Origin of the sequence: Paraburkholderia sp. HP33-1, from assembly GCF_021390595.1 — a bacterium.
Classification (GTDB): Bacteria; Pseudomonadota; Gammaproteobacteria; order Burkholderiales; family Burkholderiaceae; genus Paraburkholderia.
On the sequence record NZ_JAJEJR010000001.1, the window covers coordinates 2,734,184 to 2,756,381 of the forward strand.

Consider the following 22,198-nt stretch of genomic DNA (forward strand, 5'->3'; position numbering starts at 1 on the left):
ACTGCAGTGAGCGATGCGGATCGCGCAGGAAAATTCGTTAGTTTTCCATAGCGCTCCGCCTACCGCCGCCCTCCTCGCTTTCCGCATCGCAGCACAGCCGCTACAATCGATCGTCGAAAAATGCTTCGATCGAGTCGCCACTGGACAACCGTAGCAAAGGAGAAGACATGGATATTCGTGACAACGTGTTCCTGATCACCGGCGGTGCATCGGGACTCGGCGCCGCCACCGCGCGCCTGCTCGTCGAGAACGGCGGCAAGGTCGTGCTCGCCGACCTGAATCCGGACGCGGGCGAAGCGCTCGCGAAGGAGCTCGGCGCCGTGTTCGTCAAATGCGACGTGAGCCGCGAAGAGGATGCGCAGAAGGCTGTCGAAGCCGCCACGAAGCTCGGCACGCTGCGCGGTCTCGTCAATTGCGCGGGTGTCGCGCCGGCTGCGAAAACCGTCGGCAAGGACGGCGCGCATCCGCTCGATCTGTTCACGCGCACGATCTCGATCAACCTGATCGGCACGTTCAACATGATCCGGCTCGCCGCGGTGCAGATGTCGAAGAACGAGCCGAACGCGAACGGCGAGCGCGGCGTGATCATCAACACGGCATCGGTCGCCGCGTACGACGGCCAGATCGGCCAGGCGGCCTACTCCGCGTCGAAGGGTGGCATCGTCGGCATGACGCTGCCGATCGCGCGCGACCTGTCGCGCAACGCGATCCGCGTGATGACGATCGCCCCCGGCATCTTCGAAACGCCGATGCTGCTCGGCATGCCGCAGGAAGTGCAGGACGCGCTCGGCGCGATGGTGCCGTTCCCGCCGCGCCTCGGCAAACCGGCCGAATACGCGATGCTCGCCAAGCAGATCTTCGACAATCCGATGCTGAACGGCGAGGTGATCCGGCTGGACGGCGCGATCCGTATGCAGCCGAAGTAAGGATCGCTTAGCGAGATCAGTCGTCCAAGTGTGGTCTCGGCCCACGGACGGCGACAAAAAAACGCCTGCACATGCGTGAGATGTGCAGGCGTTTTGCGTTTCATGACGCTTGACGATACGCGCCGTTACCCGCCGCCCTCATGCCGCGTGCGCTGGCGCAACTCGTGCAACTGCGACTCGACCACCGTCGCATCCTCCGCATCGGGGCGATCGCCGAGATAGCTTTCGAGGTCCTCGAGCGCGGGCCGAAGATAATCGAGCCGCGCATACGCGAAGCCGCGATCGCGCACTTCCTCGATATTGTCCGGCAGCAAAATGACGAGCCGCTGCTGCACCCCGAGCAGACGCTGCCAGCGCTCGGTTTGCAGATAGATTGCCTTCAGGTTGCGCAACATCCGCGCGACGATCTCGCGCCGCGTGGCCGGTTGCAGCAGCATGCGCAGCGCGCGCCCGATCGAATCCCCAGCCGACGCGACGTACGGTTCGAGCATCTCGACCATTTGCGCTTCGGACAGGGAATGACCGGTGGTTGGATCGAGCATCACGTCGCCGTCGGGCATCGTCACGCGCAGCAGGAAGTGGCCCGGAAAAGACACTCCGCGCACCGGAACGCCGAATTGCTCGGCCATCTCCAGGTAGAGCACGGCGAGCGAAATCGGAATGCCGCGGCGACGTTTGAGAACGACATTCAGGTGACTGTTGTCGGGGTCGTAGTAATCGTTCAGATTGCTCGCGAAACCGAGCTCGCGGAAAAAGAAGCGATTGAGGATGCCGACCTTCTGACGGATGTCGGCATCGTCGGGCATGCGGCGCCGCAGCCGCACCACCAGCTCGTCGATCTCGGCGAGCACCGACTGCAGGTCGAGGTCGGGATAGGCGTCCTGCGCGATCGAGAGCGCCGTCTCGGTCAGCGGCAGACTCTCGTCTTCGGCGACGAGCGTGCTGAAATAATCGAGAACCCGCGACATGGTGATCACTTCACTCGCCTTTTGAAATACGCGTACTTGAAGCCCATCAGCCAAAGCATACCGAAATATAGCGCGGCGAAGAGAACGAGGCACGCGCCAAGCAACACGATGCGGCTGACCGGCTGGCTATGCATGCCAATCCAGTCGAAGCTGATCGCGAGCCAGCGCATCACGCCGGCCAGCACGAGGCACGCACCGAACAACTGCCCGAAGAACTTGAGCCAGCCGCTCGACGGCATATAGATGCCGCGTTTGCGCAGACCAATGAAAAGCAGCAACGCATTGACGCAAGCGCCGAGCCCGACGCTCAGCGTGAGACCCGCATGCGCGAACACCGGCACGAACACGTAGTTGCTCAACTGCGTCACAACCAGCACGCCGATCCCGATTTTCACCGGCGTCTTGATGTCCTGCTTCGCGTAGAAGCCCGGCGCGAGGATTTTGATCAGGATCAGACCGATCAGGCCGACGCCATAGGCAGCGAGCGCGCGGCTCACCATCACGACCGAGTTGCCGTCGAATTTGCCGTAGTTGAACAGCACGGCCGTCAGAGGCTGCGCGAAGAAGAACAGCGCGATCGCGCTCGGCGCGGCGAGCAGAAACGTCACGCGCAGCCCCCAGTCGAGCAGCGACGAATACTCGTGCGAATCGGCATCGACGTGCGCCTTCGACAGACTCGGCAGCAGGATCGTACCGAGCGCGACGCCGAGCAACGCGGTCGGAAACTCCATCAGCCGGTCGGCGTAGTTGATCCACGACACCGCGCCCGGCCCGATGTGCGACGCGATGTTCGTGTTGATGATCAGGCTGATCTGCGCGACCGACACCGCGAACATCGCCGGCACCATCTTCCCGAGCACCCGCTTCACGCCGCGATGCGCAAGCGCACCCAGCGGATTCAGGCCGATGCGCGGCACCATGTCGATCTTCTTGAGGCCCGGCAGCTGCACCACGAACTGCAGCACCCCGCCGACGATCACCGCCCACGCGAGCGCAAAAACCGGCGTTTGCAGGTGCGGCGCGAGGAACACCGCCGCGAGGATGAACGCGACGTTCAGCAGCACCGGCGCGAACGCGGGCAGCGAGAAGTTCTTGTACGTATTCAGCACGCCCGACGCCAGCGACGTCAGCGAGATGAAAATGATGTAGGGGAACATGATGCGCGTCATCGCGACCGCTAGCTGGTACGCGTGACCCTCGTGCGCGAGGCCGGACGCGACCACGAACACGACGCCCGAAGCGCCAACCACGCCGATCAGCGACAGCACGGCGAGCGCCCACGCGAGCACGGTCGAGGTCGCGTCGACGAGCGCCTTGGTGGCGTCGTGGCCTTGCTGGTTCTTGAACTCGGCGAGAATCGGCACGAAGGCCTGGGAGAACGCGCCTTCGGCGGAAATGCGGCGCAGCAGGTTCGGAATGCGAAAGGCGACGTAGAACGCGTCGGTGTATTGACTGGCGCCGAACGCACGGGCGATCAACGTTTCACGGGCCAGTCCGGTCACGCGCGACAGCAGCGTGAAGCCGCTGACCGTCAGCAGGGCTCGGAATAGATTCATGGGGCGCTTATTATACGGGTCCCGCCAGTGCGGGCGACGAGCCGGAACGCGTTTCGGACCGATTTGCCGCGCGGACGTTCGCCGCGATCGGGTGGAAAGCGCAAATTTTTGTGCTTTTTTGCGGTCTTCCCCGTTCCGTCGGCACCCTCCGCCGGCGCCCTCGCACCAGGGCCTGCACACCAGCGCCCACATGACGCCGAGCCGGTCACCGCGGCGGCGTCGCGTGTTTCCGTTGCCACGTGCCTGATTTTGTTGCTATAATCGTCGGTTTCGAAGCTCGCTCAGTTTTCGAACGGTCTTCGGACTGGATTCTCAGGTTGGCGCAGCGCCGCCTGTCAATGCATCCGGATACCTGAAAACACGGGCCCGCCTTCGCGTAGTTCGATCGATTTTTTCGACACTTTTGCGCCCTTGGGCAATCGCTTCCAGGGGTTCGGATCGAGAAGCAGCACCTCGCGCCTCTTCAATCAAGGCCGGGTACTGGAAACAGGAACAGGATAAGGAACCGTCATGGCTAACTCCGCACAAGCACGCAAGCGCGCCCGCCAGGCCGCGAAGGCAAACTCGCACAACTCGGCACTGCGCTCGAAGTTCCGCACGGCTATCAAGGCTGTCCGCAAGGCAATCGACGCAGGCGACCACGCTAAGGCCGCTGAAATCTTCAAGGCATCGTCGAAAACCATCGACATCATCGCCGACAAGAACATCGTTCACAAGAACAAGGCAGCTCGCAACAAGAGCCGCCTCGCTGCAGCCGTCAAGGGTCTGCAAGCGCCCGCAGCGCAGTAATTCCGGTCGGCCCGCTTCGGCGGGCTACCTCCTGTTTCCGCTGCACAAGAAGCCCGCTTTGGCGGGCTTTTTTGTTTTTGCCTGTCGGGCGTGGTCGCTCATGCCTTGGCGAATGCTGGATTCGAGCCACAAAAAAACCCGCTGCTTGCGGGTTTTTGCCTTGCCTTTGCCGATCCGGCCAACTTGCTTCAGATCACATGCCGCTTGGCTTGCGGCGGAGGCGCATGCTCGAGATCCAGTTCGCACGCCTCGGTGACGACCAGGTCGTTGTCTTTCGCAAAGTTCAGAACGAAATCAAAGGCCATCGGCTCGATGTCGCGTAACCGCGAATCGAGAATCACGCACTTGAGGTCGCCGATCATGGTCGGCCGCACGTACAGCGAGTATTGCATATAAGCGTTCGGCCCCTTCCTCACGCCGGGCCCGAACGACGACATGACGCCCGCAAGCCGCTCCGACCAGTCGCTCGGCCGAAACTTTTTTCCGGTCGACGTAATGCCCTGAATGAAATATTCGATTGGAGCTGCTTCGGCCATGTAGGAATACCTGTGTGACTGCCCAGCGCAATGACGGCCAACTGTCGACGCCAGTTGTGCGCCCGAATTCGCCACAAGCGACATGCACGGCAACCGCTTGCAGCCACCTGCAACGCACGTGGGACCTGGCGCTGACGCAACAATGACGAACCGCACCTCGAGAACCGCTGCGGCGAACCGGCTGAACCGCTCTGGCGCCGCCATAACGGCCACGCCGTGACAGGCTTTCCGCGCCACGCGAGCCGCGTTTCTTCATGCGAAACGCAGGCCTGCTGGGCTTTGGGATAACCCGTAGATTATAGCGCAGCGGGCCCTTTTCCGCACCGCACACAAGCCCCCTCTGATGGCCCCGCAAAGCCCGATGCGTTGCTTTCGAAGCGCTTTCGCGGCCTTCCAGCCGACTCGTCAAACGAGGCGAAATCCTCTATGCTGCATTGAGTTACCACCAAACGACGGCGGCGCAGTCCGGCAACCCTGCCGGGTGAAACCGCCGTATTTGTTTCATGACCGCCAAGAAAATTCGCCACTACCTGCAGTTCAAGGATTTCTCGCTGGAAGACTACGAGTACGTGCTCGAACGCGCGCGCATCCTGAAACGCAAATTCAAGAACTACGAGACCTATCACCCGCTGCACGACCGCACGCTGGCGATGATCTTCGAAAAGAATTCGACGCGCACGCGTCTGTCGTTTGAAGCCGGCATCTTCCAGCTCGGCGGTCACGCTGTGTTCATGAGCACGCGCGACACGCAGCTCGGCCGCGGCGAGCCGATCGAAGACGCCGCGCAGGTCATCTCGCGCATGGTCGACATCATCATGATCCGCACGTTTGGCCAGGACATCATCCAGCGCTTCGCCGAGAATTCGCGCGTGCCGGTGATCAACGGCCTCACGAACGAATACCACCCGTGCCAGGTGCTCGCGGACATCTTCACGTACTTCGAGCATCGCGGTCCGATCCGCGACAAGACGGTCGCGTGGGTCGGTGACGCGAACAACATGCTGTACACCTGGATCGAAGCCGCGCAGATTCTCGGCTTCAAGCTGCGCCTGTCCACGCCGCCCGGCTACAAGCTCGACCGCGCGCTCGTCTCGGCGGAGAGCGCGCCGTTCTACGAGGAATTCGACGACCCGCACGAAGCCTGCGCGGGCGCCGATCTCGTCACCACCGACGTGTGGACCAGTATGGGCTTCGAGGCCGAGAACGAAGCGCGCAAGAAGGCTTTCGCAGACTGGTGCGTCGACGCCAACATGATGGCGCGCGCGAATTCCAACGCGCTTTTCATGCACTGCCTACCCGCGCATCGCGGCGAGGAAGTCAGCGCCGAAGTAATCGACGGGCCGCAGAGCGTCGTGTGGGATGAGGCGGAGAATCGTCTGCACGTGCAGAAGGCGTTGATGGAATACCTGCTGCTCGGCAAGCTCAATCACTGAGCGAGGACTGGTCCAGACACAGCCCTGAACCGGAGTACAAAAAAGGCGCCGGGAGTTTTCCTCCCGGCGCCTTTTTGCATCCTTAGGCGGCGAAGTCGCCGCTCACAGGCAAACCGGCTCCGCCTCCAATGCCACACCAAATCGCTCGAATACGTCGCGCTGGATTGCTCGCGCCAGCGCCAGCACTTCCGTGCCGCTCGCGCCACCGCGATTGACCAGCACCAGCGCCTGCCGCTCATGCACGGCCGCCGCGCCCATCGCTCGGCCCTTCCAGCCGCATCGGTCGATCAGCCAGCCGGCCGCCAGCTTCACCCGGCCATCCGCCTGCACGTACGACACGATATCCGGCTCGCTGCGCTCCAGCGCCTCGAACTGCGCGGCGTCGATCACCGGATTCTTGAAGAAGCTCCCCGCGTTGCCAAGCTCAAGCGGATCGGGCAGCTTCGCGCGCCGCACAGCGACGACCGCATCGAAAATGGCCTGCGCGGTCGGCTGCACGGCTGCGCCGTCGGCTTGCCCGGCGCTCGCCGTATCACCGCGCGCCGCCAGCTCGCGCGCGAGATCCGCATAGCCTGCGCGCGGTTGCCACACCTTCGGCAAACGAAACGTTACCGACGTGATCACGAAGCGCTCGCGCCCTTCCCGCTTGAAAAAGCTGTCGCGATAGCCGAATCCACAGGCATCGGCGTCGAGCTCCACCGCCTCGCCGGTCGCGAGCTCGATCGCCCGCAGCGACGCGAAGCGCTCGCACATCTCGAGCCCGTACGCGCCGATATTCTGGATCGGCGCAGCGCCGACCGTGCCCGGAATCAGCGCAAGGTTCTCGAGGCCGGGCATGCCCTGCGCCAACGTCCACGCGACGAACTCGTGCCACGTCTCGCCGCCGGCCGCCTCGACATACCACGCGTCCTCGTCCTCGCGCACCACGCGGCGGCCGCGCAGCGCCACCAGCAGCACGAGTCCGGCGAAGTCGCCGGTCAGCACGACGTTGCTGCCGCCGCCCAGCACGAGGCGCGGCAGGCCCGCGACGCGCGGATCGCGCACCGCGGCAAGCAACTGCGCCTCACGCTCGATCAGGCACGCGAACTGCGCGCGCACGTCGAAGCCGAAGGTGTTGTGGGCCTTCAGCGGATACCCAGCCATGAGGGACGCGACGGCGGGAGCGGCAAGATCGGATTGGGACATCGGAATGGCAACAGGGCAACGAGGCAACGACGGGAAGCAACGAAAAGCGACGAATGACACGTGTGGCGACCGGCGCGGCGCCGTCCGTCGCGGGCTGGCCCGCCGTCACGACCCTGCGCGGCGGCCTTGGGCAAAAGGGAGCGGCATCGGTAAAATGACGTCCGGTCCGTGATTATAGCGAGTGCCTCGCACGCAGCCGACCGGCCGCGTCGCACACTGCCGCACTATTGGGAGAATGCAATGCCATCGTTTGACGTCGTCTGCGAAGCGAACATGATCGAGGTCAAGAACGCGATCGAACAGTCCAACAAGGAAATTTCCACGCGTTTCGACTTCAAGGGGTCCGACGCGCGCGTCGAACACAAGGAAAACGAAATCACCGCCTATGCCGACGACGACTTCAAGCTCGGCCAGGTGAAGGACGTGCTGCTGTCGAAAATGGCCAAGCGCAACGTCGACGTGCGCTTCCTCGACTACGGCAAGATCGAGAAGATCGGCGGCGACAAGGTCAAGCAGGTCATCAAGATCAAGAAGGGCGTGTCCGGCGATCTGTCGAAGAAAATCGTGCGACTCGTGAAAGACAGCAAGATCAAGGTGCAGGCTAGCATTCAGGGCGATGCGGTGCGCATCACCGGTGCGAAACGCGACGATCTGCAAAGCGTGATTGCGATGCTGCGCAAGGACGTGACCGACACGCCGCTCGACTTCAACAACTTCCGCGATTAAGCGACACGCCGCGTGAGGCTTGCAACGAGCCTCACGCGGACTCGGAAACGCTTCGCATCAGGCCGGGCGATGCGCTCAGCCCACTTCAGAGATCGTTGCCCGCCGCCGGGCTGGCGGCCTTCTTCTTGTCGCCGATGCGGCTCTCCTGCCCTCGCATCAGCTTCGCGATATTGCCGCGATGCCGCCACACGAGCAGCAGGCTCATCACCAGAACCGCAAGCGCAACGATGCGCGGGCCGAACAGGAACACGTAGAAGAGCGGCGCGAACAGCGCCGAGCACAGCGCCGCGAGCGACGAGTAGCGCGTGAAGAACGCGACGATCAGCCAGGTCAGCAAGGTCGCGACGCCGAGCGTCGGGTTGATCGCGAGCAGCACGCCCGCGGCGGTCGCCACGCCCTTGCCGCCCTTGAAGCGGAAGAAAACCGGATACAGGTGACCGAGAAACACCGCGAGCGACGCAATCGCGATCGAACGCTCGTCGAGTCCGTAACGCGCGCCGAAATGCACGACCAGCCATACCGGCAGCCAACCCTTGAAGGCATCGCCGATCAACGTCAGAATCGCGGCCTTCCTGCTACCGCTGCGCAGCACGTTGGTGGCGCCCGGGTTGCCCGAGCCATAGGAGCGCGGGTCGTCGAGACCCATCGCGGCGCTCACGATCACGGCAAACGACAACGAACCGATCAGATAGGCAACGACAGCGACGATCAGGTTTTGCATCTGGGACTCTTATAAGGATCGCGGTCTGACATTCGACACCCCAACCGCAACAGGGCATGCCCGTCGAAACAAGGCGGCGCACATTTTACCGAACCCGTCCGCGCGAAAGACATTCAGGCAAACGTCAACGCGCGCATGGGCGTCAGTCCACGCTCGCGCATTGCACCGGCTTTGCCGCGAGCAGATCGGTGAGCACCTTCGGCTCGATACTGACGAGAAAGCCACGCCGCCCGCCGTTCAGCCAGATCTTGTCCATCTCGAGAATGGTCGACTCGACATACACCGGCATCTGCTTGCGCGTGCCGAACGGCGACGTGCCGCCGATCAGATAACCCGAATGCCGGTTCGCGACGTCGGGCTTGCATGGCTCGACGCGCTTCGCGCCGATCTGCCGAGCGAGATTTTTCGTGCTGACGGTGCGATCGCCATGCATCAGCACGATCAGCGGCTTCGCGTGTTCGTCTTCCATCACCAGCGTCTTCACGACATGATGCTCGTCGACGCCGAGCTGGCGCGACGATTCCGCGGTGCCGCCATGCTCGACATAGTCGTACGGATGCTCGCCGAACGGGACGCCGTGACGGCGCAGAAACTGCGTGGCGGGCGTTTCGGAGACGTGTCTGGATTTGCTCATCGGCGCATTGTAATGGCGAGTTCGCGCAACGGCTATTCGCCGAACGGTCAATTGTGCGGGCCCGATGCGTGTGGCACGATCGTTCGAATACATGCCTGCGCGGTGCGCGATACCGCGGCAAGGACAATGATCTGCTTTTAGGAGAGAGTGTTGAGCTCAGCTTCGTCCAACCGTTCGACGATCGACATCCCCACGTTGCTCGCCGCCCTGCCCGCGCGCATCAGCGACATTCCGGCGCTCGCCGCCGCACGCGATCCGCAGCACGTCGCGCTGATCGAAGATGCGCGCCGCCTGACCAACGCACAACTGCTAGAGGCCGTCGATGCCGCCGCCGCCCTGCTGCGCGACTGGGGCGTGCGCGGCGGCGATCGCGTGATGATCGTCGCGGAGAACAGCATCGCGCAGATCGTCCTGCTGTTTGCGACCGCGCGGCTCGATGCATGGGCGCTCGTGTCGAACGCACGGTTATCCGCGGCCGAGCTCGATTCGATCCGCGAGCACGCGCAGCCGCGCGTCGTCGCGTATGCGCTCGAAAGCTCGCCCGACGCGCGCCAGCATGCCGAGCGCCATCAGGCAGCACAGGCGCCCACGCTGTCGCCGGACATCGGCGCATGGTCGTATGCAGTGGATGGCAGCGTGCAGAGCGAACCGGTCGAAGCCGCCAACGATCGCCAATGCGCGGCGCTGATCTACACGACCGGCACCACCGGCGCGCCGAAGGGCGTGATGCTGTCGCATCGCAATCTGCTTTACATCGCGGCGGTGTCGAGCCGGTTGCGCCAGGTCGGGCCGGACGACGTCGTCTATGCGGTGCTGCCGATCTCGCACGTGTACGGCTTCGCGTCGGTGTGCCTCGGCAGCCTGCATGCGGGCGCGACATTGCGGCTCGCGCCGCGCTTCGTGCCCGAAGCGGTGCGCCGCGCACTCGCCGACGAACGCGTGTCGATCTTCCAGGGCGTGCCGGCGATGCACGCGAAGCTGCTCGAACATCTGCACACGCACGGCCACGCATGGTCCGCGCCGCGGCTGCGCTTCGCGTATTCGGGCGGCTCACCGCTCGACGCGGCGCTGAAGGCGCAGGCCGAAGCCGTGTACGGTCTGCCGCTGCACAACGGCTACGGGATGACCGAAAGCAGCCCAACCGTGTCGCACACGATGCTCGACGCGCCGCGCAGCGACTGCTCGGTCGGCGAGGTGATTCCTGGCGTCGAGGTGAAGTTCGTCGGGCTCGACGGCGTCGAAGCGGCGCCGGGCGAGATCGGCGAACTGTGGGTGCGCGGGCCGAACGTGATGCTCGGCTACTATCGCAGCCCTGAGCAAACTCGCGCGACGCTCACCGAAGACGGCTGGCTGAAAACCGGCGACCTCGCGCGGCGGGACGCGGACGGCGCATTGCATATCGTCGGGCGCAGCAAGGAGCTGATCATCCGCTCGGGCTTCAACGTGTATCCGGCCGAGGTCGAGCACGTGCTGAACGCGCATCCGCAAGTCGTGCAGTCGGCGGTGATCGGACGCGCAGTCGAGGGCAACGAGGAAGTGATCGCGTTCGTCGAGCTGATTTCAGGCGCGACGGTCAAGCCCGCGGAGTTGATCGCGTGGTGCGGTGAGCGGCTCGCGCCGTACAAGCGGCCGGCCGAGTTGAAGGTGCTCGCGGCGCTGCCGGCTGCGTCGACCGGGAAGATTCTCAAGCACCGGTTGCGCGAGCTCGCGTAAAACGGCGCGCGCCGCTTACACGCCCGCGCGTCTCACGCCGCACTCACCCGCGCGGATGATGCTGCGCATGCAGCGATTTCAAACGCTCGCGCGCGACGTGCGTATAGATCTGCGTCGTCGAAATATCGGTGTGGCCGAGCAGCAATTGCACGACGCGCAGATCCGCGCCGTGATTGAGCAGATGGGTCGCGAACGCGTGGCGCAGCGTGTGCGGCGACAACGGCGCATGGACGCCCGCCACCTGCGCATGTCGCTTGATGATGTTCCAGAACTGCTGGCGCGTCATGCCTTCCGCGCGTGCCGTCACGAATAGCGCATCGGCCGCGCGCGGGCCGAGCAGCGCCGGGCGCGCCTCGCGTAGATAACGCTCGATCCACGCGTGCGCTTCTTCGCCGAACGGAATCAGCCGCTCCTTCGAACCTTTGCCCGTCACGCGCACGACACCTTCGTTGAGCCCCACCTCGAAGGTTTTCAGTGTGACCAGTTCGGTCACGCGCAAACCGCTCGCGTACATCAGCTCGAGCATCGTGCGATCGCGCAAGCCCAGCGGCGTGTCGATGTCGGGTGCGCCGAGCAGCGCTTCGACCTGCGCTTCGCTCAACGTCGACGGAAACCGCGGCGGCTGCTTCGCCGAGCGAATGCGCAGCGTCGGATCGGCGGCTGCGCGATGCTCGCGCACCGCCCACGCGTAATAGCGGCGAAACACCGACAGCCGACGGTTCGCCGAGGTCGCCTTGTCCGTTTGCCGCGCCGCGCTGTAGGCGCTCAGGTCGGCTTCGCTCGCGATGTCGAGCGAGGCGTTGCGCGTGTGCGCGAGCCATTCGCAGAAGAGGCGCAAGTCGCGGCGATACGCGTCGAGCGTGTTGCGCGACAGGCCGTGTTCGAGCCACAGGGCGTCGCAGAAGGCGTCGATCGATGCAGAGCTGGTCAGCAGCAGCGGCGAGGCGGCGGCTGGATCTTCGACGTGTGCGGCAGTATCGATGGGGGTGGCCATGCTCATGCGTACGGCACACCTTCATGCGCGAGCAGCCAGCGCTTCACGTTGCGAAAGAAGCCATCGCCGCCATCATGCGCGAAGCCGCCGATGCCGCTCGAACTCACCACGCGGTGACACGGAATCACGATCGGAAAGAAATTCGCGCCGCACGCCTGGCCGACCGCGCGCGGTGTGCTGCCAAGCTGCTTCGCGAGTTGCCCGTAGGTCAGCACGACGCCAGGCGGGATATCGCTGATCGCCTGCCACACGCGCCGCTGGAACGCGGTGCCGCACTCGGCAAGCGGCAGCTCGAACTTCGCGGACGCGCGCTCGAAGTAACGCTCGATCTGTTCGGCCGCCTCGCGCGCGAGCGGTGTCGCGGGCGTGACGTTGGGCGTCGCCCCGGGCAGATAGACGATCTCGCGCACGGCGTTGCCTTCGAGCCGGATGCCGACCTTGCCGAACGGCGCATCGATCACTGCGTTGAACATGATTGCCTGCTCCTCTAGCGTGCCCGATTGCCGCCACTTTACGCCGCTTCGAGCGCCCACTCCACATGCTCGCGCACGAGCGCCGATGGATCGTCAACACGCTGCTGCAATGCCCGCACGATCGCGGCGCGCGCGTCGGCGTCAAGGCTCGCGGGCGCGGCGCGCAACGCGTTGCCCATGCCGACCGCGAGATTGCGCAGCCAGCTCTCGTAACCGATGCGGCGAATCGCACTGCCCTGCATGCGCGTATCGAACTCGTCCGCACTCCACGCGAACAATTCGACCAGGGACGCGCGATCGAGGCCATGTCGCACGTCGAAATCGGCGACCGGCGCGGCCTGCGCGAACTTGTTCCACGGACACACGAGCTGGCAGTCGTCGCAGCCGTACACGCGATTGCCGATCAGCGGCCGCATGTCGAGCGGAATACTGCCCTTCAGTTCGATCGTCAGATACGAGATGCAGCGCCGCGCGTCGACCTTGTACGGCGCAACGATCGCACCGGTCGGACAGGCGCCGATGCAACGCGCGCAACTGCCGCAATGCGAGCCCGGCGTTTCGGGCGCGACCTCGGGCGAGGTCTCGGCGTCGGTCGGCAGCGGGATGTCGACATAGATCTCGCCGAGGAAAAACAGCGAGCCGGCGTCGCGCTGCAACAGCAGCGTGTGCTTGCCGCGCCAGCCGATGCCGGCCTTCTGCGCGAGTTCGACTTCGAGTACCGGCGCCGAATCGGTGAACACGCGATGGCCGAACGGCCCGATCGCCGCTTCGATCCGGTCGGCCAGCTGTTGCAGGCGATGACGCATCACCTTGTGATAGTCGCGGCCGCGCGCATAGATCGATACGACCGCCGTCGACGGGTCCGAGAGCCGCGCGAGCTCGGCCGCGCGCCAGTCGCGCGGTTGTGGCGTCGCGCGTGAGGTGGACTGCCCGGCCTTCTGGGGCGAGCTTTCAGGCGCCTCTGCCTCCAGCATCTGCGCAGGCAAATAGGCGATGCGCGCGGTGATCACGCGTCGCGTGCCGGCCACAAGCTCGGCCGGCCGCGCGCGTTTCATGCCGTGTTTGGCCATATAATCCATCTCGCCGTGGCAACCCGCTTCGAGCCACGCTGCAAGCGGCGCTTCGGCGGCCGACAGATCGGTATCGCTGATGCCGATTGCCCCGAAACCAAGCTCACGGCCCCACGTCTTGATGTCGAGCGCAAGCGCATGGAGCGCCGCTTCATCGAAACGGGACATTGCACACGAGACTCGCGCGGCATCACCGGCCGACGCGGTCGTGCAGGAATCAGGGGACTTCGGACTTCGGTTCATCACGCCATTTTACGAGAATGCCTGCCAATCCCGATCACGCGACTCTACCGTCCGCTCCCGTGTTGCTCGAACGCACTTTCGCGCTCGCGGACGAAGCCGCCACGCAAGCATTCGGCGCGCGCTTCGCACAGGCGATAGAAAGCGTGCGCGCAGCCTCGCAGGCACAGCCGGGCACCGCAAGCGGCCTCGCGTTTCACGGCTTGCAAGTACAACTGGTCGGCGACCTCGGCGCCGGCAAAACCACGCTGGTGCGCGCGACCTTGCGCGGCCTCGGCCACACCGGCCGCGTGCGCAGTCCGACCTACACGCTCGTCGAACCGTATGTGCTCGAGCGGCCCGCCGGGGAACTCGCGCTCTATCACTTCGATCTGTACAGGTTCACCGATCCGGCCGAATGGGCCGACGCGGGCTTTCGCGAATATTTCGACAGCGGCGCGGTCTGCCTCGTCGAATGGCCGGAACGCGCGGGCCCGCTGCTCGGCGTGCCGGATCTCGTCTTCTCGCTCGGGCTCATCGGCGGCACAGACGCAAACGCGGACGCACGCGTACTCGCCGCACGCGCCTATAGCGAATCAGGAAAGGCATGTCTCGAAAGATGTTAATCAAACCGTTCCACTCGATCGAATCGGCGGCGAGCGCAACGCATAACTGGCGGCGCCGGCAGATCCTGCGCGCCGGCGCGTCGACGCTCGTGCTCGGCCTCGTCGCGCCGCGTCTCGCCTTCGCGAGCTCGGTGCTCGGCGTGCGCGTGTGGCCCGCGCGCGACTACACTCGCGTGACGATCGAATCCGACCAACCGCTGCAGAACACGCAGGAACTGCTGCAGGGACCGGACCGGCTCGTGGTCGATCTGAACGGCCTCGATCTCGATCAGGCGCTGAAGGATCTGGTGTCGAAGATCACGCCGAACGATCCGCAGATTTCGTCGGTGCGGGTCGGGCAGTACCAGCCGCATGTAGTGCGCATGGTGTTCGACCTGAAGGGCTCGGTGAAGCCGCAGGTGTTCGCGCTGCCGCCGGTCGGCGCGTACAAATACCGGCTCGTGTTCGACCTGTATCCGGCTGTCGCGCCCGATCCGCTGATGGATCTGCTCGCGCAGACCGAGCGCAAGCAGCAGGCGCTCAACGAAGAAAACAGCGCGCCGCCCGCGACGCTCGCCGGCCCCGGCACGGCGCCGCCCGTCGACAACAGCGAGGCGTTCTTCGAGCATTACGCGCAGAACGGCGGTGCGGGCAACGGCGCGGGTAGTGGCGCCGCAACGGGCGTACCGCATCCGCCCGCGCGTGGCACGACGCCGCCGTCCGCACCGGTCATCGCCGGCAGGCAGGCGACGCCCTCCGCTCCACTTGCGCCGCCTGCTGCGATCGCCCGCAACAAGGGCGGCAATACCAGCAACGGCGGTCCCGCGCGCGGCCCCGACAGCGACAACCTCGGCAACGGCGACGACACCTACGCGTTCACCACGCCGAAGCCGAGCCGCGGCAACACCGTGCGGCTGCTCACGGTCGCGATCGATCCGGGTCATGGCGGCGAGGACCCGGGCGCGATCGGCGGCAGCGGCACCTACGAGAAGCACGTCGCGCTCGACATCGCGAAGAAGCTGCGCGCGAAGATCGACGCGCAGCCAAACATGCGCGCGATGATGACGCGCGACGCCGATTTCTTCGTGCCGCTGAACGTGCGCGTGCAGAAAGCACGCCGCGTCGGCGCGGACCTTTTCGTGTCGATCCACGCCGACGCGTTCACCACACCCGAGGCGAAGGGCTCGTCGGTGTTCGCGCTGTCGGAGCACGGCGCGTCGAGCGCTGCCGCGCGCTGGATGGCGAACAAGGAGAACTCGTCGGATCTGATCGGCGGCATCAACATCAAGTCCGACGACGCGACCGTGAACCGCGCACTGTTCGACATGTCGACCACCGCGCAGATTCGCGACTCGATGCGCTACGGCAACTTCGTGCTCAACGAGATCGGCGACATCAACAAGCTGCACAAGGGCTCGGTCGAGCAGGCCGGTTTCGCGGTGCTGAAGGCGCCGGACATTCCGTCGATCCTCGTCGAGACCGCGTTCATCAGCAATCCGGATGAAGAGCGCCGCCTGAACGACGACGCCTATCGCGACAGGATGGCCAACGCGATCCTGACCGGCATCAAGCGCTATTTCGCGGCCAATCCGCCGCTCGCGAAGAACCGCATGACGTGATGTCGCCAGCCAGGATGCAACCGGCGCTCAGCGCGCCGGCATCAAACGCTGCACGACCCAGCCGCCGAACACGTTGACCGCGAGCCCCGCCATCACGAGCAACGCGCCCGCCACCTGCATCTCGGAGAGCTGCTCGCCGAGCATCAGCGACGCCGACGCGAGCCCGACGATCGGCACCAGCAGCGAGAACGGCGCGACCTGGCTTGCCGGATAGCGCGACAGCAGACGGCTCCACAAACCATAGCCGAGCAACGTCGCGATAAAGGCGAGATAGACGATCGCGAAAATCGACAGCGCGCTGATGCCGGTCAGCGCGGTCGCGATCTCGCGCGGCCCTTCGAACACGAACGACGCCGCGAAAAACGGCAGCGGCGGAATCAGGCTGCCCCACACGACGAGCCCGACCAGATCGACCTGGCCGACCTTCTTCGTGACGATATTGCCGAGCGCCCACATGCACGCGGCGCACAGCGTCAAAAGGAAACCGGCGAGCGACATCGTGTGGCCGCCTTGCAGACCGATCACCCCGAGGCCCGCCGCGGCAATCAGCAGACCGGCGACGTTCGGCACACGGAAGCGCTCGTGCAGAAACAGCGCCGCGAAGATCAGTGTGAAAAACGCCTGCGCCTGCAGCACCAGCGACGCGAGCCCAGCCGGCATGCCGACGTACATCGCCGAGAACAGGAACGCGAACTGCCCGAACGAGATCGTCGCGCCGTAGGCGAACAACCACCGCCACGGCATTTGCGGCCGCTTGACGAAAAACACCGCCGGCACTGCCGCGAGCGTGAAGCGCAGCGCACCGAGCAGCATGGGCGGCACGCCATGCAGGCCGACCTTGATCACGACAAAATTGACGCCCCACGCGATCACGACGATCAGCGCGAGCAGCAAGTCTCTCGGCGACATCCGCGTCTCCTGTGTGATGGTTCAATCCGGCAGTGTAGCGGAGGCGGCGACGCGCAGTAGAATCGACCATTCGAGCCTTGTCCCTCCACTTTCCCGGCGAGCCTGCCCATGAGTACCTCGATCAAAGCCGTCCTCAAACCGCATTTGCGCGACATCGGCAATCTGACCGTGCGGCGCGTGCTGCCGGCGCTGGCAGCGCGCCTGATCGGCCCGTTCATCTTCTTCGACCACATGGGCCCCGCGACCCTCGAACCCGGCACCGGCCTCGACGTGCGCCCGCATCCGCACATCGGCCTCGCGACCGTCACCTATCTGTTCGACGGCGCGATCATGCATCGCGACAGCCTCGGCTCCGAGCAGAAGATCGTTCCCGGCGACGTCAACTGGATGACGGCCGGCCGCGGCATCGTCCATTCGGAGCGCACGCCGCCGGAAGACCGCGCGCGCGGCCAGAAGATTCACGGCATCCAGACCTGGGTCGCGCTACCGCTAGCCGATGAAGACGCGCAACCGTCGTTCACGCATCATGCGGCCACGACCTTGCCGGTCGTCGAGCGCAACGGCGTGACGCTGCGCGTGATCGCGGGCACCGCGTTCGGCGCGGTGTCGCCGGTCGCGACGTTTTCGGGCACGCTGTACGTCGCCGCCGACTTCACGCCGGGCAGCGCGTTCGCGCTCGAACCCGAGCACGAGGAGCGCGGCGTATATCTGGTGGAAGGCGATCTGGAGATCGACGGCACGCCGCTCGAAGCGGGCCAGATGGCCGTGCTCGCGCTCGACGAAACCGTCACGCTCGCGAGCACCCACGGCGCGCGCGTGATGCTGCTCGGCGGCGAAAAGCTCGACGGCGAGCGCTTTATCGAATGGAATTTCGTTGCGAGTTCGCGCGAGAAGATCGAAGCCGCGAAGCTCGCATGGACGAATCAGGAAATGGGCCACGTGCCCGGCGAAACCGAATGGATTCCGCTGCCGCAGCGCAAGTGACGGCGGCGGGGCCGCGCGCGCAGGACCGCATTGAATCCGTGCGTTTCGGCCCCAACTAGCCACAAACCGTTTCTATCGACGAGGACGCAATGGACACCACTCTGGCCACTTTTGAACAGGACGTCATCAAGGCGTCGATGCTGGCCCCCGTGCTGGTCGATTTCTGGGCGCCATGGTGCGGCCCCTGCAAGAGTCTCGGCCCGATGCTCGAAAAGCTCGAAGCCGAGGCCGCCGGCAAATGGAAGCTCGTGAAGGTCAACGTGGACGAGAATCACGAATTGGCCGCGCACTTCCAGGTGCGCAGCATTCCGCACGTGATCGCGTTCGCCGACGGCCAGGCCGTCGATCAGTTCGTCGGCGTACTGCCGGAAGGACAGCTGCGCGAGTTCCTCGAGCGGCTCGTGCCGCAGGGTGCGGCGGGCGCGCGCATCGAAGCGCAGACCGCGCTCGCCGAAGGCCGCCGCGACGACGCGTACGACCTGCTGCAAGCGGCGCTCGCGTACGACCCTGGCTTCGACGACGCGCGCATGGACCGCATCGAGCTGCTGCTCCAGGACAATCGCATCGACGAGGCGCGCAACGAAGTCGATCTGCTGTCGCCAAAAACCACGCAAGGCATCGACGCGCGCTTCAACGCGATCAAGACGCGGCTCGACGCGGTGGACGCCGCCGCCGACCTGCCGCCCACCGATGCGCTCGAAGCGCGCGTCGCCGGCAACCCTGACGATCTCGAAGCGCGCTTCGATCTCGCGAGCGCATTTATCGCGCGGCATAAATATGCGCAGGCGCTGGAACACCTACTCGCGATCGTGCAGCGCGACCGCACGTTCCGCGACGATATCGGCCGCAAGACGATGTTGTCGGTATTCGACCTGGCCGCGCATCAGCCGGAGCTGGTGTCGCAGTGGCGGCGCAAGTTGAGCGCGTCGTTGTACTGATCGTTTGTCGTGATTCGCCGCGCGGCGGGTTGGGTGGTGTGCGGGTTGAAGAATCCGGCCGCCTAAACCGCCGCCTTCTTCCCCAACTCCCGCAATACGTACGCCGCAGCCGCAAAACCAAAGCTCGCGGTCACGCACACGCTCGACCCAAACCCCGCGCAATTCAACCCGACCGGCCCCGTATGTCCGGGCGACGTGCTCACGTGCTCGGCTTGCTCGTCGATATCGCATACCGCCGCTTCCGGATAGATCAACGGCTCGTCCGAATACACGGCGCTCACCTTGAACTTCGCCTTCGGCCCGCGCGGAAAGCCATGCTGTTTGCGCAACTGGCCGCGCACCTTCGAGAGCAGCGGATCCTGGATCGTCAGCGCGAGATCGTCGATGCGGATGCGCGTCGGGTCGAGCTGACCGCCCGCGCCGCCGATCGTGATCAGCGGCTGCTTGCGCTCGACGCACCACGCGATCAGCGCGGTCTTCGTGCGCACGCTGTCGATCGCGTCGATCACGTAATCGAAGCCGCCGCCGAGCGTCGCCGCGAAATTGTCCGGCTCGACGAAGTCCTCGATCAGCCGCACGTCGCAATACGGATTGATCGCCGCGATGCGTTCGGCCATCGCTTCAACCTTCGGCTTTCCGTAGTTACCGTCGAGCGCGTGAATCTGGCGGTTCGTGTTGCTTTCCGCGACGTTGTCGAGATCGATCAGCGTCAGCGTGCCGAGCGCGCTGCGCGCAAGCGCCTCCGCGACCCACGACCCCACCCCGCCGATGCCGATCACGGCGACGTGCGCGCCCTCGAACGCGGCGAGCGCAGGCGCGCCGTACAGACGCGCAATGCCGCCGAAACGGCGTGCACGGTCGGCGGATTCATTCGCGTCGAGGCTGGTAGTAAGATCGGATTGCGCAGTGGTGCTGGACATGGTGGCAGGGCTCGAAAACACAGGCGGAACGGAGAAAGCGGCGGCGTACTGGCAGAGGCCAACGCGCGCAGCCCGTATTTTGCCTGAAGCCGTGAAAGCCGCCGCGCGGGGTCCCGTGCAGCAACGCAACGTTGCAGGCTTGCGCTGGCTCAACATGCGCCGCGCGATACGTTGATCCGCTCGCGCGCAAAAACCTGGCTCCTTAGTTATACTTGGCTTACTGTAGCGTTCGCATAAGAACATGATCTCACTCGCCGAGCTTCGCAAAAATTATTCGCTGGGGTCACTGGACGTTGCCGACGTCAACCACGATCCGTTCCGTCAATTCGACACGTGGTTCCAGCAGGCAATCGACGCCAGGCTGCCCGAGCCGAATGCAATGACCCTGGCCACGGTCGACGCGCGCGGCCGGCCATCGGCACGCATCGTGCTGATCAAGGGTGTCGACGAGCACGGTTTCGTGTTCTTCACCAATTACGAGAGCCGCAAGGGCCGCGAGCTAAGCGCGAACCCCTACGCGAGCCTGCTGTTTCACTGGATCGAACTCGAGCGCCAGGTGCGCATCGAGGGCCGCGTCGTCAAAACGAGCGAAGCAGACAGCGATGCGTATTTCGCGTCTCGTCCGCTCGGCTCGCGCATCGGCGCATGGGCTTCGAATCAGAGTCAGGTGATTGAAAGCCGTTCGCAGCTCGAAGTGCGCGAACGCGAAATCAGCCTGCAATACGGCGACAATCCTCCGCGTCCGCCGCACTGGGGTGGCTACCGTCTGGTGCCCGACGCGATCGAATTCTGGCAGGGGCGGCCATCGCGGCTGCACGACCGTCTGCTCTTTACGCGCGCGCAGGAAGGCGGCACCTGGCAAATCGCGCGCCTGTCGCCCTGACCCGACGAATGAAGCCGGCCATGCCGCGAACGTAGCGGCGCGCCGGCTGGATTGCGTTGCGCGGCCCGCGGAATGCGCCGCGCCCTGTCGCGATCCACACAGCTTTGCTTTAAATCAACGAACACGGAGAGATCACATGTTCTGGGAGAAAAAGCTGGCGCAGTGGGTTGAAGACGTCAAAATCAAAGCTAACGTTCCCGCACGCCTCGTGCTGTGGGACGGTCAGCAACACGACTTCGGGCAGTTCGCCGCGCCCCGGGTCACGCTACACGTGAAGAGCGCAACCGCGCTGCCCTATCTGCTCGAACCGAGCCTCGACAATCTCGGCGAAGCCTATGTGAAAGGCAAGATCGACATCGAGGGCAAGCTCTCGGACATCATCAATATCAGCTACCAGCTTGCTCGCAGCACCGTGACGAGCGCCGGCAAGCTCGCGCGGGTGCGGCGCTACTTCAATCATTCGAAGAACTCGGACAAGAAAGCAATCCAGTATCACTACGATGTCTCGAACGAGTTCTACAAGCTGTGGCTCGACGAGAACATGGTCTACTCATGCGCGTACTTCGAGACCGGTACCGAAGACCTCGCGACTGCGCAGCTGAAGAAAATCGATCACATTCTGACCAAAATCCAGCTGCAGCCCGGGCAGCGTCTGCTCGACATCGGCTGCGGCTGGGGCGCGCTCGTGCTGCGCGCCGCCCGGAAGTTCGGCGCGCAGTGCGTAGGCGTCACGCTGTCGCAGAACCAGTTCGATCTCGCCACCGCGCGCGTGAAGGCGGCGGGTCTCGAAAACCAGATCGAAATCCGCCTGCAGGATTATCGCGACGTGCAGGGACAATTCGATCGCATCACGAGCGTCGGCATGTTCGAGCACGTCGGCCGCAAGAATCTGCCCGGCTATTTCCAGAAGATCCACGATCTGCTCGCCGACGACGGCGTCGCCATGAACCACGGCATCACATCGAGCGACGCCGATAGCGGCGAAACCGCGCTCGGCGGCGGCGAGTTCATCGACCGCTTCGTGTTTCCGGACGGCGAGCTGCCGCATATCAGCCTCGCGCTCGAAGCGATGCAGCGCGGCGGCCTCGAACCGGTTGACGTCGAAAGCCTGCGCCGCCACTATGCGCACACGCTCGACATCTGGGCGGAGAATTTCGAAGCCCATGCGGACGAAGCCCGCAAGCTCGTCGACGACGAAAAATTCCGCATCTGGCGCGTGTATCTGGCCGGCTGCGCGTATGCGTTCGAAAACGACGACGTGTCGATCTTCCAGGTGGTGTGCCGCAAAGCCGGCCGTAGCGCGAAAACCCTGCCGTGGTCGCGCCGCTACATGTACGAAAAACCGCTGTGACCCGACCCGGCTGTGACCGGTTGCGCCGCGACGGCGTGCATGAGCG

The 22,198-nt window shown here is 64.7% G+C and carries 22 protein-coding genes; 11 read left to right on the plus strand and 11 right to left on the minus strand.

Going from position 1 to position 22,198, the window contains the following annotated elements; genetic code table 11:
• The first annotated feature begins 167 nt into the window (after positions 1 to 167).
• Positions 168 to 926, plus strand: coding sequence for a 3-hydroxyacyl-CoA dehydrogenase (locus tag L0U81_RS12470; RefSeq protein ID WP_233803060.1), 759 nt, complete (start codon positions 168 to 170; stop codon positions 924 to 926).
• A 125-nt stretch (positions 927 to 1,051) separates the two neighbouring features.
• Here L0U81_RS12470 and L0U81_RS12475 read toward each other — a convergent pair whose 3' ends face one another.
• Positions 1,052 to 1,894 carry a SirB1 family protein gene (locus tag L0U81_RS12475; protein ID WP_233803062.1) on the minus strand — a complete coding sequence of 281 codons (843 nt, stop codon included), beginning with the start codon at positions 1,892 to 1,894 and terminating at the stop codon, positions 1,052 to 1,054.
• A gap of 5 nt (positions 1,895 to 1,899) precedes the next feature.
• Positions 1,900 to 3,450: a murein biosynthesis integral membrane protein MurJ gene (gene murJ, locus L0U81_RS12480; protein WP_233803064.1), complete on the minus strand. Its 1,551-nt coding sequence runs from the start codon at positions 3,448 to 3,450 to the stop codon at positions 1,900 to 1,902.
• Between the two features lie 510 nt (positions 3,451 to 3,960).
• On the opposite strand from murJ, the gene rpsT reads away from it, so the two are divergent.
• Positions 3,961 to 4,239: a 30S ribosomal protein S20 gene (gene rpsT, locus L0U81_RS12485; protein ID WP_027198671.1), complete on the plus strand. Its 279-nt coding sequence runs from the start codon at positions 3,961 to 3,963 to the stop codon at positions 4,237 to 4,239.
• 188 nt (positions 4,240 to 4,427) lie between these two features.
• On the opposite strand, the gene L0U81_RS12490 is transcribed toward rpsT, so the two are convergent.
• Entirely contained in the window at positions 4,428 to 4,775 is a 348-nt protein-coding gene (locus L0U81_RS12490) for a DUF3579 domain-containing protein (protein WP_233804319.1), read from the minus strand.
• Between the two features lie 503 nt (positions 4,776 to 5,278).
• On the opposite strand from L0U81_RS12490, the gene argF reads away from it, so the two are divergent.
• Positions 5,279 to 6,208: an ornithine carbamoyltransferase gene (gene argF / locus L0U81_RS12495; protein WP_233803066.1), complete on the plus strand. Its 930-nt coding sequence runs from the start codon at positions 5,279 to 5,281 to the stop codon at positions 6,206 to 6,208.
• Positions 6,209 to 6,310: 102 nt separating this feature from the next.
• On the opposite strand, the gene murB is transcribed toward argF, so the two are convergent.
• The gene (gene murB, locus L0U81_RS12500; RefSeq protein ID WP_233803068.1) at positions 6,311 to 7,393 is read right to left on the minus strand and encodes a UDP-N-acetylmuramate dehydrogenase; all 1,083 of its coding nucleotides are present in this window, start codon (positions 7,391 to 7,393) and stop codon (positions 6,311 to 6,313) included.
• A 240-nt stretch (positions 7,394 to 7,633) separates the two neighbouring features.
• On the opposite strand from murB, the gene L0U81_RS12505 reads away from it, so the two are divergent.
• On the plus strand, positions 7,634 to 8,119 hold the full coding sequence (locus L0U81_RS12505; protein WP_018421633.1) for a YajQ family cyclic di-GMP-binding protein: 486 nt from the start codon (positions 7,634 to 7,636) through the stop codon (positions 8,117 to 8,119).
• Positions 8,120 to 8,204: 85 nt separating this feature from the next.
• Here the strand turns inward: L0U81_RS12505 and plsY are convergent, their stop codons facing one another.
• Positions 8,205 to 8,840: a glycerol-3-phosphate 1-O-acyltransferase PlsY gene (gene plsY, locus L0U81_RS12510; protein ID WP_233803070.1), complete on the minus strand. Its 636-nt coding sequence runs from the start codon at positions 8,838 to 8,840 to the stop codon at positions 8,205 to 8,207.
• Between the two features lie 142 nt (positions 8,841 to 8,982).
• Positions 8,983 to 9,474 (minus strand): Cys-tRNA(Pro) deacylase, encoded by a 492-nt coding sequence (gene ybaK, locus L0U81_RS12515; RefSeq protein ID WP_233803071.1) that lies wholly within the window; start codon positions 9,472 to 9,474, stop codon positions 8,983 to 8,985.
• Between the two features lie 150 nt (positions 9,475 to 9,624).
• Here ybaK and L0U81_RS12520 point away from each other — a divergent pair, with 150 nt between their 5' ends.
• Complete coding sequence (locus tag L0U81_RS12520) at positions 9,625 to 11,187, plus strand: class I adenylate-forming enzyme family protein (RefSeq protein WP_233803072.1); 1,563 nt, start codon at positions 9,625 to 9,627, stop codon at positions 11,185 to 11,187.
• 43 nt (positions 11,188 to 11,230) lie between these two features.
• Here L0U81_RS12520 and xerD read toward each other — a convergent pair whose 3' ends face one another.
• Genes xerD through queG form a run of 3 tightly spaced genes read right to left on the minus strand, consistent with a single transcriptional unit; the run spans position 11,231 to position 13,967 of the window.
• Entirely contained in the window at positions 11,231 to 12,181 is a 951-nt protein-coding gene (gene xerD, locus L0U81_RS12525) for a site-specific tyrosine recombinase XerD (RefSeq protein ID WP_233803074.1), read from the minus strand.
• 2 nt (positions 12,182 to 12,183) lie between these two features.
• Complete coding sequence (locus L0U81_RS12530; RefSeq protein ID WP_233803076.1) at positions 12,184 to 12,654, minus strand: methylated-DNA--[protein]-cysteine S-methyltransferase; 471 nt, start codon at positions 12,652 to 12,654, stop codon at positions 12,184 to 12,186.
• Positions 12,655 to 12,692: 38 nt separating this feature from the next.
• Positions 12,693 to 13,967: a tRNA epoxyqueuosine(34) reductase QueG gene (queG, locus tag L0U81_RS12535; RefSeq protein ID WP_233803078.1), complete on the minus strand. Its 1,275-nt coding sequence runs from the start codon at positions 13,965 to 13,967 to the stop codon at positions 12,693 to 12,695.
• A gap of 17 nt (positions 13,968 to 13,984) precedes the next feature.
• Here queG and tsaE point away from each other — a divergent pair, with 17 nt between their 5' ends.
• Positions 13,985 to 14,569 (plus strand): tRNA (adenosine(37)-N6)-threonylcarbamoyltransferase complex ATPase subunit type 1 TsaE, encoded by a 585-nt coding sequence (tsaE, locus tag L0U81_RS12540; RefSeq protein WP_233803080.1) that lies wholly within the window; start codon positions 13,985 to 13,987, stop codon positions 14,567 to 14,569.
• Positions 14,551 to 16,167, plus strand: coding sequence for an N-acetylmuramoyl-L-alanine amidase (locus tag L0U81_RS12545; RefSeq protein ID WP_233803082.1), 1,617 nt, complete (start codon positions 14,551 to 14,553; stop codon positions 16,165 to 16,167). The genes tsaE and L0U81_RS12545 overlap by 19 nt, the downstream gene beginning before the upstream one ends.
• A 27-nt stretch (positions 16,168 to 16,194) precedes the next feature.
• Here the strand turns inward: L0U81_RS12545 and L0U81_RS12550 are convergent, their stop codons facing one another.
• The gene (locus L0U81_RS12550) at positions 16,195 to 17,076 is read right to left on the minus strand and encodes an EamA family transporter (protein WP_233803084.1); all 882 of its coding nucleotides are present in this window, start codon (positions 17,074 to 17,076) and stop codon (positions 16,195 to 16,197) included.
• Positions 17,077 to 17,184: 108 nt separating this feature from the next.
• Here L0U81_RS12550 and L0U81_RS12555 point away from each other — a divergent pair, with 108 nt between their 5' ends.
• Positions 17,185 to 18,060: a pirin family protein gene (locus tag L0U81_RS12555; protein ID WP_233803087.1), complete on the plus strand. Its 876-nt coding sequence runs from the start codon at positions 17,185 to 17,187 to the stop codon at positions 18,058 to 18,060.
• A gap of 89 nt (positions 18,061 to 18,149) precedes the next feature.
• On the plus strand, positions 18,150 to 18,998 hold the full coding sequence (gene trxA, locus L0U81_RS12560) for a thioredoxin (protein WP_233803089.1): 849 nt from the start codon (positions 18,150 to 18,152) through the stop codon (positions 18,996 to 18,998).
• Positions 18,999 to 19,060: 62 nt separating this feature from the next.
• On the opposite strand, the gene tcdA is transcribed toward trxA, so the two are convergent.
• On the minus strand, positions 19,061 to 19,918 hold the full coding sequence (gene tcdA, locus L0U81_RS12565; RefSeq protein WP_233803091.1) for a tRNA cyclic N6-threonylcarbamoyladenosine(37) synthase TcdA: 858 nt from the start codon (positions 19,916 to 19,918) through the stop codon (positions 19,061 to 19,063).
• 241 nt (positions 19,919 to 20,159) lie between these two features.
• On the opposite strand from tcdA, the gene pdxH reads away from it, so the two are divergent.
• The gene (pdxH, locus tag L0U81_RS12570; protein ID WP_233803093.1) at positions 20,160 to 20,801 is read left to right on the plus strand and encodes a pyridoxamine 5'-phosphate oxidase; all 642 of its coding nucleotides are present in this window, start codon (positions 20,160 to 20,162) and stop codon (positions 20,799 to 20,801) included.
• Positions 20,802 to 20,937: 136 nt separating this feature from the next.
• Positions 20,938 to 22,152, plus strand: coding sequence for an SAM-dependent methyltransferase (locus tag L0U81_RS12575; RefSeq protein ID WP_233803095.1), 1,215 nt, complete (start codon positions 20,938 to 20,940; stop codon positions 22,150 to 22,152).
• Positions 22,153 to 22,198: the final 46 nt, after the last annotated feature.